The 12,080-nt window shown below is 55.7% G+C and carries 16 protein-coding genes; 12 read left to right on the forward strand and 4 right to left on the reverse strand.

Features of this window, described 5'->3' with window-relative positions; genetic code table 11:
* Positions 1-6 precede the first annotated feature (6 nt).
* From mlaE to murA, 6 genes are all read left to right on the forward strand, one after another.
* Positions 7-789 carry a lipid asymmetry maintenance ABC transporter permease subunit MlaE gene (mlaE, locus tag ABLV54_RS03155; protein WP_004150949.1) on the forward strand — a complete coding sequence of 261 codons (783 nt, stop codon included), beginning with the start codon at positions 7-9 and terminating at the stop codon, positions 787-789.
* Positions 790-793: 4 nt separating this feature from the next.
* Positions 794-1,345 carry an outer membrane lipid asymmetry maintenance protein MlaD gene (gene mlaD, locus ABLV54_RS03160; protein WP_004206195.1) on the forward strand — a complete coding sequence of 184 codons (552 nt, stop codon included), beginning with the start codon at positions 794-796 and terminating at the stop codon, positions 1,343-1,345.
* 18 nt (positions 1,346-1,363) lie between these two features.
* Positions 1,364-1,999 carry a phospholipid-binding protein MlaC gene (mlaC, locus tag ABLV54_RS03165; protein WP_023291126.1) on the forward strand — a complete coding sequence of 212 codons (636 nt, stop codon included), beginning with the start codon at positions 1,364-1,366 and terminating at the stop codon, positions 1,997-1,999.
* A complete protein-coding gene (mlaB, locus tag ABLV54_RS03170) occupies positions 1,999-2,289 on the forward strand; it encodes a lipid asymmetry maintenance protein MlaB (protein WP_023291125.1) in 291 nt (96 codons plus the stop codon). The genes mlaC and mlaB overlap by 1 nt, the downstream gene beginning before the upstream one ends.
* 136 nt (positions 2,290-2,425) lie before the next feature.
* Complete coding sequence (gene ibaG / locus ABLV54_RS03175) at positions 2,426-2,680, forward strand: BolA family iron metabolism protein IbaG (protein ID WP_004144910.1); 255 nt, start codon at positions 2,426-2,428, stop codon at positions 2,678-2,680.
* A 53-nt stretch (positions 2,681-2,733) separates the two neighbouring features.
* A complete protein-coding gene (murA, locus tag ABLV54_RS03180) occupies positions 2,734-3,993 on the forward strand; it encodes a UDP-N-acetylglucosamine 1-carboxyvinyltransferase (protein ID WP_023291124.1) in 1,260 nt (419 codons plus the stop codon).
* Positions 3,994-4,047: 54 nt separating this feature from the next.
* Here murA and sfsB read toward each other — a convergent pair whose 3' ends face one another.
* Positions 4,048-4,320, reverse strand: a complete 273-nt coding sequence (sfsB, locus tag ABLV54_RS03185; protein ID WP_004206189.1) for a DNA-binding transcriptional regulator SfsB — start codon at positions 4,318-4,320, stop codon at positions 4,048-4,050.
* 197 nt (positions 4,321-4,517) lie between these two features.
* The gene (ispB, locus tag ABLV54_RS03190; protein WP_023291123.1) at positions 4,518-5,489 is read right to left on the reverse strand and encodes an octaprenyl diphosphate synthase; all 972 of its coding nucleotides are present in this window, start codon (positions 5,487-5,489) and stop codon (positions 4,518-4,520) included.
* 260 nt (positions 5,490-5,749) lie between these two features.
* Between ispB and rplU the strand changes: the two genes are divergently transcribed.
* The 4 genes from rplU to cgtA all read left to right on the forward strand — a co-directional run bounded on the left by rplU (position 5,750) and on the right by cgtA (position 8,592).
* Positions 5,750-6,061, forward strand: a complete 312-nt coding sequence (rplU, locus tag ABLV54_RS03195; RefSeq protein WP_050533696.1) for a 50S ribosomal protein L21 — start codon at positions 5,750-5,752, stop codon at positions 6,059-6,061.
* A gap of 20 nt (positions 6,062-6,081) precedes the next feature.
* Positions 6,082-6,339 carry a 50S ribosomal protein L27 gene (gene rpmA / locus ABLV54_RS03200; protein WP_002434222.1) on the forward strand — a complete coding sequence of 86 codons (258 nt, stop codon included), beginning with the start codon at positions 6,082-6,084 and terminating at the stop codon, positions 6,337-6,339.
* A 93-nt stretch (positions 6,340-6,432) separates the two neighbouring features.
* Positions 6,433-7,398: a DMT family transporter gene (locus ABLV54_RS03205; protein ID WP_004206187.1), complete on the forward strand. Its 966-nt coding sequence runs from the start codon at positions 6,433-6,435 to the stop codon at positions 7,396-7,398.
* A 15-nt stretch (positions 7,399-7,413) separates the two neighbouring features.
* Positions 7,414-8,592, forward strand: a complete 1,179-nt coding sequence (gene cgtA, locus ABLV54_RS03210) for an Obg family GTPase CgtA (protein WP_050533698.1) — start codon at positions 7,414-7,416, stop codon at positions 8,590-8,592.
* 52 nt (positions 8,593-8,644) lie between these two features.
* Here cgtA and dacB read toward each other — a convergent pair whose 3' ends face one another.
* Positions 8,645-10,078: a serine-type D-Ala-D-Ala carboxypeptidase gene (gene dacB / locus ABLV54_RS03215; protein ID WP_050533699.1), complete on the reverse strand. Its 1,434-nt coding sequence runs from the start codon at positions 10,076-10,078 to the stop codon at positions 8,645-8,647.
* A 235-nt stretch (positions 10,079-10,313) separates the two neighbouring features.
* On the opposite strand from dacB, the gene greA reads away from it, so the two are divergent.
* A complete protein-coding gene (gene greA / locus ABLV54_RS03220; protein ID WP_002918375.1) occupies positions 10,314-10,790 on the forward strand; it encodes a transcription elongation factor GreA in 477 nt (158 codons plus the stop codon).
* A 152-nt stretch (positions 10,791-10,942) separates the two neighbouring features.
* On the opposite strand, the gene yhbY is transcribed toward greA, so the two are convergent.
* Positions 10,943-11,236: a ribosome assembly RNA-binding protein YhbY gene (gene yhbY / locus ABLV54_RS03225; RefSeq protein WP_002918374.1), complete on the reverse strand. Its 294-nt coding sequence runs from the start codon at positions 11,234-11,236 to the stop codon at positions 10,943-10,945.
* 123 nt (positions 11,237-11,359) lie between these two features.
* On the opposite strand from yhbY, the gene rlmE reads away from it, so the two are divergent.
* The gene (gene rlmE / locus ABLV54_RS03230) at positions 11,360-11,989 is read left to right on the forward strand and encodes a 23S rRNA (uridine(2552)-2'-O)-methyltransferase RlmE (protein WP_008806638.1); all 630 of its coding nucleotides are present in this window, start codon (positions 11,360-11,362) and stop codon (positions 11,987-11,989) included.
* Positions 11,990-12,080 lie beyond the last annotated feature (91 nt).

Consider the following 12,080-nt stretch of genomic DNA (forward strand, 5'->3'; position numbering starts at 1 on the left):
CGACTGATGCTGTTTAATGCGCTGGCCGCGCTAGGCCATCGCGGTATTAAAACCACCGCGACCTTCGGACGCGCCGGATTAATGCTGTTTAACGCCGTTGTCGGCAAACCAGAGTTTCGCAAGCACGCGCCGCTGCTGGTTCGTCAACTCTACAACGTCGGCGTTCTGTCGATGCTGATTATCATTGTATCGGGCCTGTTTATCGGTATGGTGCTCGGGCTGCAGGGTTATCTGGTCTTAACCACCTACAGCGCAGAGACCAGTCTTGGCATGCTGGTGGCGCTGTCGCTGCTGCGCGAGCTGGGGCCGGTGGTCGCCGCGCTGCTGTTTGCCGGTCGCGCCGGGTCGGCGCTGACCGCCGAGATTGGCCTGATGCGGGCCACGGAACAGCTCTCCAGTATGGAGATGATGGCGGTGGACCCACTGCGCCGCGTCATTTCTCCCCGTTTCTGGGCCGGCGTCATTTCGCTGCCGCTGCTGACGATTATCTTCGTCGCGGTGGGGATCTGGGGTGGCGCGCTGGTGGGCGTGAGCTGGAAGGGCATTGACGGTGGTTTTTTCTGGACCGCGATGCAAAATGCCGTCGACTGGCGAATGGATCTGGTGAACTGCCTGATTAAGAGCTTGGTATTCGCCATTACGGTAACCTGGATTGCGTTATTCAATGGTTATGACGCTATCCCCACTTCCGCCGGGATTAGCCGGGCGACTACGCGCACCGTGGTGCATGCGTCGCTGGCGGTTCTGGGGCTGGATTTTGTGCTGACTGCGCTGATGTTTGGGAATTGAGTTCATGCAAACGAAAAAAAATGAAATCTGGGTAGGGGTGTTCTTACTGGTGGCGCTGCTGGCGGCGCTGTTTGTCTGCCTGAAGGCGGCGAACGTCACCTCGTTACGTACCGAGCCGACTTACCGTCTTTACGCGACCTTCGATAATATCGGCGGCCTGAAAGCGCGCTCGCCGGTGCGCATCGGCGGTGTGGTTGTTGGCCGCGTGGCGGACATCACTCTCGACCCGAAAACCTATCTGCCGCGCGTGGAGCTCGATATTGATGAGCGCTACAACCATATCCCCGATACCAGTTCGCTGGCGATCCGCACCTCTGGCCTGCTGGGCGAGCAGTATCTGGCGCTGAACGTCGGTTTTGAAGACCCGGACCTCGGGACGACTATCCTTAAAGACGGCGGTACTATCCAGGACACCAAGTCCGCCATGGTGCTGGAAGATCTGATTGGTCAGTTCCTTTATAACAGCAAGGGCGGCGACAATCAGAATTCTGGCAATGATAAGGCCGAGGCGGAAGGTCATACTGACGCGACGCCGGCAGCCGGCACGACGCATTAATTTCAGGAGAAATACGATATGTTTAAACGCTTACTCATGGTCGCCATGCTGGTGATTGCCCCGCTGACCGCGGTCCAGGCGGCAGACCAGTCCAATCCGTATAAGCTGATGAATGAAGCGGCGCAGAAAACCTTCGATCGCCTGAAGAATGAACAGCCGAAGATCAAGGCCAATCCTAACTATCTGCGCGACATCGTCGACCAGGAGCTTCTGCCGTATGTGCAGGTGAAGTATGCCGGCGCGCTGGTGCTGGGCCGCTATTACAAAGAAGCCACCCCGGCGCAGCGTGAAGCCTATTTTGCCGCCTTCCGTGAATACCTGAAGCAGGCCTATGGCCAGGCGCTGGCCATGTACCATGGTCAGACCTACCAGATTGCCCCGGAACAGCCGCTGGGCAGCGCGACCATCATTCCGATCCGCGTCACCATCCTCGACCCGAATGGCCGTCCGCCGGTACGTCTCGACTTCCAGTGGCGTAAAAACACCCAGACCGGCAACTGGCAGGCCTACGATATGATCGCGGAAGGGGTCAGCATGATCACCACCAAACAAAACGAGTGGAGCGATCTGCTGCGTACCAAGGGCGTTGATGGCCTGACCGCGCAGCTGAAAGCGATCTCCGCTCAGCCGATCACCCTGGAACAGAAAAAATAATGAGCGGGCAGCTGAGCTGGACTCGTGATGGCGAGACGCTGGCGCTGCACGGAGAGCTGGATCAGGATCTGCTGGTCCCGCTCTGGGAGGCACGCGCCCAGGCGACGGCGGGGACAGCGATCATCGATCTCAGCCAGACCACGCGCGTGGACACGGCGGGCCTGGCGCTGTTAGTGCATTTTGTCGCGCTGATTCGCCGCCAGGGCCGGGAAGCGCAGCTGATCGGCAAGAGCGAAAATCTGCAAACGCTGGTCGGTCTTTACAACCTGCCTGCTGATATGATCCCATAATCTTTTCAGTGCCTTAGCGCTGAAGCTATTCCGAAAGCCCCGGCAATCTTTTCGCCGGGGCTTTTTGCTTGTTTAAGACCGCGCCACTTTCCTCTAAGATGTTGGGCTGTTTTCACTATCAGATAAATTTGAGCCCATGGAAAATCATGAAATTCAGACCGTGCTGATGAACGCACTCCCCCTCCAGGAAGTCCACGTCTCTGGCGATGGCAGCCACTTTCAGGTTATTGCTGTGGGTGAGATGTTCGATGGCATGAGTCGGGTTAAAAAGCAGCAGAGCGTCTACGCGCCGCTGATGGAATATATTGCTGACAACCGCATCCATGCGCTGTCGATCAAGGCCTTTACTCCGCAGGAGTGGGCGCGAGACCGCAAACTAAATGGCTTCTAAGCTGTGGGGGATCCCCTGCAGCGTATGTGAATTTTTAATAGAGAACAGAATCAATGGATAAATTCCGTGTTCAGGGGCCGACTCGCCTTCAGGGCGAAGTCACCATCTCCGGTGCAAAAAACGCCGCCCTGCCAATCCTCTTTTCCGCGCTGCTTGCCGAAGAGCCGGTAGAGATCCAGAACGTACCTAAGCTGAAAGACATCGATACCACCATGAAGCTGCTGAGTCAGCTGGGCGCGAAGGTAGAGCGCAATGGTTCGGTGTGGATTGACGCCGGCCCGGTCGATGTATTCTGTGCTCCGTACGATCTGGTGAAAACCATGCGCGCCTCCATCTGGGCGCTGGGCCCGCTGGTGGCGCGTTTCGGTCAGGGACAAGTCTCTCTGCCTGGCGGCTGCGCCATCGGCGCGCGTCCGGTCGATCTGCATATTAGCGGGCTGGAACAGCTGGGCGCCGAGATCAAACTGGAAGAAGGTTATGTTAAAGCCTCGGTCAATGGTCGTCTGAAAGGCGCGCATATCGTGATGGATAAAGTGAGCGTCGGCGCCACCGTCACTATCATGAGCGCAGCGACCCTCGCCGAGGGGACGACGATTATCGAAAACGCCGCTCGCGAGCCGGAGATCGTCGATACCGCGAACTTCCTTAACGCGCTGGGCGCAAAAATCAGCGGCCAGGGCACCGATCGCATCACCATCGAAGGTGTGCAGCGTCTGGGCGGCGGCGTTTACCGCGTGCTGCCGGACCGTATTGAAACCGGGACCTTCCTGGTTGCCGCAGCCATTTCCGGCGGCAAGATCCTCTGCCGTCACGCGCAACCAGATACCCTGGACGCCGTACTGGCGAAGCTGCGCGACGCCGGAGCGGACATCGAAACGGGCGAAGACTGGATCAGCCTTGATATGCACGGCAACCGTCCGAAAGCGGTTAACGTGCGTACCGCGCCGCATCCGGGCTTCCCGACCGATATGCAGGCCCAGTTCACGCTGCTCAACCTGGTCGCGGAAGGGACCGGCGTGATCACCGAAACGATCTTTGAAAACCGCTTTATGCACATTCCGGAACTGATCCGTATGGGCGCCCACGCGGAGATCGAGAGCAATACCGCGATCTGTCACGGCGTGGAGCAGCTTTCGGGCGCGCAGGTGATGGCGACCGATTTGCGTGCCTCGGCGAGCCTCGTGCTGGCAGGTTGTATCGCTGAGGGAACCACCATCGTCGATCGCATCTATCATATCGATCGTGGCTATGAGCGTATCGAAGACAAACTGCAGGCGCTGGGTGCCAATATTCAGCGCGTGAAAGGCGAGTAACCGCATCCTGTCAGGGCCCGGGCGTCTATCCCGGGTCCTTGTCGAACAATCACATCACTTGTCCATCTTCTTTTGACGCATCATCTGCGTTCTGTCGATAAACTCATGCGTTACCGGATCATGGTAGCGTGACGGCCAGATGACCCACGGCTGTGTATCCAGCGCCGTGGCGATGATTAATTCGCCTTTCGGCCAGGGGCGGGTCAGGGCGTTCGCCAGCGTTGAAGAACTCAGACCGTGCCGTCGCGACTCTGCCGCCAGCGATGTTCCCCGTTTACGTAATCCCGCAACAATATCTGCGGGATGCCAGTCGATGAACTTATCCATAAATTCTCCTGGTGATAAAGATCCTGATCGGCCCATATGGGCGACGGGGACACTATACCCGCGCACCAGGTAAGGTTCTAACAAGTTCTGTTAAAGCGCCGGAATATTCAGAATGTATCAAGGTATCCGGAAATTTACGGTAGGGAATGGGTTTTTACTGGAACTTTCCCGCGCATTGCGCGGGAAGGGGGAGGAGATTAATGATCGCGCTGAACCGCGATATGCGCCAGCCCGATCAAGGCTTCACGCCAGGGGGTGTCAGGGAGAACCTGCAGCGCGGCAATCGCTTTGTCAGCTTCTTCTTCGGCACGTTTCTGCGTCCACTCCAGCGAACCGCAGGCAGCCATCGTTTCCAGGACGGCATCCAGCAGATGGCGGCCGTTGCCCTGCTCGATTGCCCCGCGAATCATCGCCGATTGATCGGCGGTACCATGGTGCATGGCGTGCAGCAGCGGTAGCGTCGGTTTGCCTTCGTTGAGGTCGTCACCGACGTTTTTACCAAGCCGCTCTCCGTCGGAGCTGTAATCGAGTAAATCGTCGATCAGCTGGAAAGCGGTGCCGAGATAGCGGCCATAATCCTGCAACGCGCGCTCTTCTTCCGCAGTGCAGTCGGCCAGTAATCCCGCACACTGCGAGGCAGCCTCAAACAGACGCGCCGTCTTGCTGTAGATGACGCGCATGTAGTTCTCTTCCGTGATATCCGGGTCATTGACGTTCATCAGCTGCAGCACTTCGCCTTCGGCAATGACGTTCACCGCTTCCGACATGACCTCGAGGATCTTCAGCGAGCCCAACTGGGTCATCATCTGAAAGGCGCGGGTATAGATAAAATCGCCGACCAGCACGCTGGCGGCATTGCCAAACGCCGCATTTGCCGTGGCTTTGCCGCGACGCATATCAGACTCATCGACGACGTCGTCATGCAGCAGGGTGGCGGTATGAATAAATTCAATCAGCGCAGCAATGGTGACATGCGCGCTCCCCTGATAGCCCACCGCGCGGGCGGCGAGCACAGCAATCATCGGGCGAATGCGTTTGCCGCCGCCGCTGACGATGTAATAGCCTAACTGATTGATAAGCTGAACATCGGAGTTGAGTTGCTCAAGAATCGTCGCATTGACACCCGCCATATCTTGCGCGGTTAACTCATTGATTTTTTCTAAATTCATCGCAAAAGCCGGGCCAAATGTCCTGTTACCATGAATCCAGGTGGGATCACAGAAGGATTAAGACAGAATTAAAAGAAGTTATGATTGTACTGAAAAATTGCCGTAGATAAACGTTGTCGTGAAAGTTGTGTTTTTTTTCTGCATTGATCGCTAATCGCTCTTGTCAAAGGCTCGCGTTTTGCGTAATATTCGCGCCCTATTGTGAATATTTATAGCGCACTCTGAATCACACGAAGAGGTGCGCGGAAGCGGAGTTTTATATGTACGCGGTTTTCCAAAGTGGTGGTAAACAACACCGAGTAAGCGAAGGTCAGACCGTTCGCCTGGAAAAGCTGGACATCGCAACTGGCGAAGCTGTTGAGTTCGCTGAAGTGCTGATGATCGCAAACGGTGAAGAAATCAAGATCGGCGTTCCTTTCGTTGAGGGCGGCGTAATCAAAGCTGAAATTGTTGCTCACGGTCGTGGCGAGAAAGTTAAAATCGTTAAGTTTCGTCGTCGTAAACACTATCGTAAGCAGCAGGGCCATCGTCAGTGGTTCACTGATGTGAAAATCACTGGCATCAGCGCCTAAGACCTGAGGAGTAGATTTAAATGGCACATAAAAAGGCTGGCGGCTCGACTCGTAACGGTCGCGATTCAGAAGCTAAACGTCTGGGCGTAAAACGTTTCGGCGGTGAAGCAGTTCTGGCAGGTAGCATCATCGTTCGTCAACGTGGTACCAAATTCCACGCTGGCACCAACGTTGGTTGCGGCCGTGACCACACTCTGTTCGCTTTGACTGACGGTAAAGTCAAGTTCGAAGTTAAAGGCCCGAAAAACCGTAAATTCATCAGCATCGTTGCTGAATAAGTTTTTCGCGTCCCGGTAACGGATGAAAGCCCCGCAACACGTTGCGGGGCTTTTTACATTCGTCTACCGGAAAATTTTTGCAGGGAAACAGGCATGAAGCAGCAGGCTGGGATTGGCATTATTCTGGCGCTTACCACCGCGATGTGTTGGGGAGCGTTGCCGATTGCAATGAAGCAGGTTCTTGAGGTGATGGCGCCGCCAACGGTGGTGTTTTATCGCTTCCTGATGGCCAGTATTGGTCTTGGCGCGATCCTCGCGATCAAAGGCAAACTGCCGCCGCTGCGAATTTTTCGCAAGCCGCGCTGGCTGGTCTTATTAGCGATTGCCACCGGCGGCCTGTTCGGTAACTTCATCCTGTTCAGTTCTTCCCTGCAGTATCTCAGCCCCACGGCTTCTCAGGTCATCGGCCAGCTATCGCCGGTAGGCATGATGGTGGCTAGCGTCGTGATTCTGAAAGAGCGCATGCGCGGCACCCAGGTGGTGGGCGCGTTAATGCTGCTCAGCGGGTTGGTGATGTTCTTCAACACCAGCCTGATTGAAATCTTTACCCGCCTGACGGACTACACGTGGGGGGTAATTTTCGGCGTTGCTGCCGCAACGGTGTGGGTAAGCTACGGCGTCGCGCAAAAGGTGTTATTGCGCCGTCTGGCATCGCAGCAGATACTATTTTTGCTGTACACTTTATGTACGATTGCATTACTGCCGCTCGCTGAGCCTGGGGTGATATCCCGGTTAAGCAGCTGGCAACTGGCATGCCTGATTTTTTGCGGGCTGAATACCCTGGTCGGCTACGGGGCGCTGGCGGAAGCCATGGCGCGCTGGCAGGCGGCGCAGGTCAGCGCGTTAATCACCTTGACGCCACTGTTTACGCTACTGTTTTCTGATTTATTATCAATGGCCTGGCCCGATGTTTTCGCCAGACCGATGTTAAACCTGATTGGTTATCTCGGTGCGTTTGTCGTGGTTGCGGGCGCGATGTATTCCGCCATCGGTCATCGTCTTTGGGGACGTTGGCGTAAGCGAGAGGCGGTAGTACCGCTGCCCCGCTCAGGCGAATGATTTACGGAGAGTAAAATGAAGTTTGTAGATGAAGCAACGATCCTGGTCGTAGCAGGTGACGGCGGCAATGGTTGCGTAAGCTTCCGCCGCGAAAAATATATTCCGAAAGGCGGCCCGGACGGCGGCGATGGCGGTGACGGCGGCGATGTCTGGCTGGAAGCGGACGAGAACCTGAATACCCTGATCGACTACCGTTTTGAAAAATCTTTCCGCGCCGAACGCGGGCAGAATGGCCAGAGCCGCGACTGTACCGGTAAGCGTGGTAAAGACGTGACGGTAAAAGTGCCGGTCGGGACCCGGGTTATCGACCAGGGCACCGGCGAGACCATGGGCGATATGACCAAACACGGTCAGCGTCTGATGGTGGCGAAGGGCGGCTGGCACGGTCTGGGCAACACCCGTTTTAAATCATCCGTTAACCGTACGCCGCGTCAGAAGACCATGGGTACGCCGGGTGATAAGCGCGACCTGCAGCTGGAGCTGATGCTGCTGGCGGACGTCGGAATGCTGGGGATGCCGAACGCCGGTAAATCCACCTTTATCCGTGCGGTCTCCGCCGCCAAGCCGAAAGTGGCTGACTATCCGTTTACCACCCTGGTGCCAAGCCTGGGCGTGGTGCGTATGGACAATGAGAAGAGCTTCGTGGTCGCCGATATCCCGGGGCTGATTGAAGGCGCAGCGGAAGGCGCAGGCCTCGGCATCCGCTTCCTCAAGCACCTTGAGCGCTGCCGCGTATTGCTGCACCTGATCGACATCGAGCCTATCGACGGTTCCGATCCGGTTGAGAACGCGCGCATCATCATCGGCGAGCTGGAGAAATACAGCGAGAAGCTGGCCTCCAAACCGCGCTGGTTAGTCTTTAACAAGATTGACCTGATGGGCAAAGCGGAAGCCGAAGCTAAAGCGAAGGCGATTGCTGAAGCGCTGGGTTGGGAAGAGAAATTCTACCTGATCTCCGCCGCCAGCCAGCAGGGCGTAAAAGATCTGTGCTGGGACGTGATGACCTTCATCATCGAAAACCCCATCGTGCAGGCGGAAGAAGAGCAGAAGCCGGAGAAAGTCGAGTTTATGTGGGACGACTATCACCGTCAGCAGCTTGAAGAGGCCGAAGCCGAAGTGGAAGATGACGAAGACTGGGATGACGACTGGGACGAAGACGACGAAGAAGGCGTTGAATTCATCTACAAACGTTAATCCTGACTTCTCTGGATCAAAAAGGGCCGCATCTGATGCGGCCCTTTTGTTTTTAGTTGTTCTGGTACAAATCTTTATAAAGCCGGCTTTCAAAGCGCACCAACGGTATGCGGCGGTTACGCTGATCGGCTGGCTCCACGGCGTAGCCGGAGAGGTATTGCACGAAGGCCACCTTTTGCCCGCTGGCGGTAGTGATGAAGCCCGCAAGGTTATAAACCCCCTGCAGCGACCCGGTTTTCGCCGAGACTTTGCCATCGACGCCCGCCTGATGGAGGCCGGCGCGATACTGCAGCGAGCCGTCATGGCCCGCCAGCGGCAGCATAGAGATGAAGTTGAGCTCGGTGTCGTGTTGGGCGATATACTGCAACACCTGCATCATGGTCGCCGGGGCGATCAGGTTGTGGCGCGACAGGCCAGAGCCGTCGGCGATGATGGTGTTGCCGAGATCAACCCCAGCCTGTTGACGCAGGATCTGACGTACGGCATCGGATCCTGCCCGCCAGGTCCCTGGTACGCCGAACCGGGCATGACCGATGGTACGAAAAACGGTATCCGCAATCATGTTGTCGGATTTCTTCAGCATGATCCGCAGCAGATCGTGCAGCGGCGCCGACTGGGTGGTGGCTAATACCGTGCCGGACTCATTGGCCAACGTCTGACGCAGCAGCGTGCCGCTATAGGCGATCCCCGCCTGCTTCAGCTCCGCTTTAAGGATCGCCCCGGCGTAGCTGGCGCCATCCTGTATCGCGAAGGCCAGCGGCAGCGGTTCGCTACGCTGCGGCAGGCAGCCGGTGAGGGTATAGCGATTGAGGTCGCCCGGCACCACGTCCAGTTCGCAATACTGGGCTTCCGATGAGCCACGCGCCAGGGTGCGAACCTGACTGAACATGGTGACCGGATAATAGGAGGCGACGCGAATGAAGGCGAGATCGCCCGGCTTCTGCGCGCTATACAGCGAGACCGAGAAGCAGTTGCGGTCGACAATCGCCGCCGCAGGCGGAGCGCTGAAGCATTGCGTCAGGTCGTTCCACGGCCACCCCGGCGCTTTATCATGGCTGGCGAAGACCGAGGTATCGATAAGCACATTGCCGTCGATACGCTGCACGCCAGCTTTTTTCAGCGTCGCCACCATATTGCGAATATCCTGCCGCTTCAGCGTCGGGTCGCCGCCGAAGCGGGCGATCAGATCGCCTTTCAGCACGCCGCCGTCCAGTGAGCCTTTGGTTTCCAGCGTGGTGGTGAAGCGAAAATCGGGACCCAGCTGCAGCAGGGCCGCCAGCGCGGTGATGACCTTTTGCGTACTGGCCGGAAGCGCCATTTGCTGGCTGTGATAGTCGATTTCCGGCGTCGATGCGCCGACCTTTTGCGCCATAAAGGCAAGGTTCGCACCGGCGGGAAGCTGGGTGATGTACTCGTCAATATTCGCCGCCTGAGCGCTAAGCGCTATACCGGCAGTCAATCCGATGATAAATCTGGGAAATCGCATAATCTCGCGCTAACAACCTGAAGCCAGGCCGTCATACTACGGTGCAACGCCCAGTAAAGTAAACGATGACCCATAATGAACTTCGGGGTAAAATACCTATCAAATGAAAAATTGCTGCTGACCTGGGGAGTGTTTCCCGGGTCGGTTTCTTTTTGCTCGTGTCCTGCCCGTGGACAGGACAGGTGGCGGAGCGGAGCTATCCGTTTCCTGAAGGAATGATAAAGAGGTATAACTAATGCAAGCGATTCCGATGACCTTACGTGGCGCTGAAAAACTGCGCGAAGAACTGGATTATCTGAAGTCTGTGCGTCGTCCTGAAATCATTGCCGCTATTGCTGAGGCCCGTGAACACGGCGATCTGAAAGAGAATGCCGAGTATCACGCCGCGCGTGAACAGCAGGGCTTCTGCGAAGGGCGTATCAAGGATATCGAAGCGAAGCTGTCCAATGCGCAGGTTATCGATATCACCAAAATGCCGAACAATGGCCGGGTGATTTTTGGCTCTACTGTCAGCGTGCTGAACCTCGATACTGACGAGGAACAGACCTACCGTATCGTGGGCGATGACGAAGCTGATTTTAAGCAGAATCTGATCTCCGTGAACTCGCCGATTGCCCGTGGTCTGATCGGTAAAGAGCAGGATGACGTCGTGACTATCCGTACACCGGGTGGGGAAGTGGAATACGAAATTACCAAGGTTGAATACCTGTAAGGCGTATTTCCCGCTACGATGTTTATAGATTGTAAAGAAAGGAAAAAGGCCGCATAGCGGCCTTTTATCAACGTCACGAGCATGGCATTTTGCTCGCCTGGCCACAGAAATCCCTCGTTTTACACAAAGTTGTGTCGGGATTGAGGATATTCTTAGCGTGGCAGCGAGATTTTACGCTCTGGCGTTGGGCGGTACAGAACCAGCGTTTTACCGATGACCTGTACGTTACAGGCGCCGGTTTCGCGCACGATGGCTTCCACGATCAAGGCTTTAGTTTCGCGATCTTCTGAGGCGATCTTCACCTTGATGAGTTCATGGTGCCCTAACGCTTGTTCGATCTCGGCCAGTACCCCTTCGGTCAAACCATTGTTGCCAAGCATAACTACCGGCTTGAGCGGATGTGCCAGACCTTTCAGGTGCTGTTTTTGTTTAGTACTCAGATTCATCGTATTTTTTTGCTTACGTTGGGATTGAAAACGGGTCATTCTACCGCCATCTCCCATATATCGCCAAACTACCGCGTCGATTTTTACGCAGTAAAGTACGATGAACCCGAACGGGAATGTTAAATGACAGGTAAAAAGCGTTCTGCCAGCTCAAGCCGCTGGCTTCAGGAACACTTTAGCGATAAATATGTTCAACAGGCACAGAAAAAGGGGTTACGTTCCCGTGCCTGGTTTAAACTTGATGAAATACAGCAAAGTGACAAAATTTTTAAGCCGGGGATGACGATAGTTGACCTCGGCGCTGCTCCCGGAGGCTGGTCGCAGTATGCGGTCACGCAGATCGGCAACAGCGGCCGCATCATCGCTTGCGATCTTTTACCAATGGATCCAATCGTTGGTGTGGACTTCCTTCAGGGCGACTTTCGTGATGAATTAGTCCTGAAAGCGTTACTTGAGCGAGTAGGCGACAGTAAAGTACAAGTGGTCATGTCCGATATGGCGCCGAATATGTGCGGAACACCGGCGGTGGATATTCCCCGGGCGATGTATCTGGTAGAACTGGCGCTTGAAATGTCTCGTGATGTATTAGCGCCAGGTGGTAGTTTTGTAGTGAAGGTGTTCCAGGGCGAAGGCTTCGATGAGTATCTTCGAGAAATTCGCTCCCTGTTTACGAAGGTCAAAGTTCGTAAGCCGGACTCTTCCCGCGCTCGTTCGCGTGAAGTGTATATTGTAGCGACCGGGCGTAAACCATAACCGGCAGATTTCAAATGAAAGTTTGAAAGAAACTGGATATAGCGTATCCTGACGCTGTTTTTAACACAGTTGTAATAAGAGGTTAATCCCT

It is taken from the genome of Klebsiella sp. JB_Kp042, assembly GCF_040065275.1.
GTDB lineage: Bacteria > Pseudomonadota > Gammaproteobacteria > Enterobacterales > Enterobacteriaceae > Klebsiella > Klebsiella quasipneumoniae.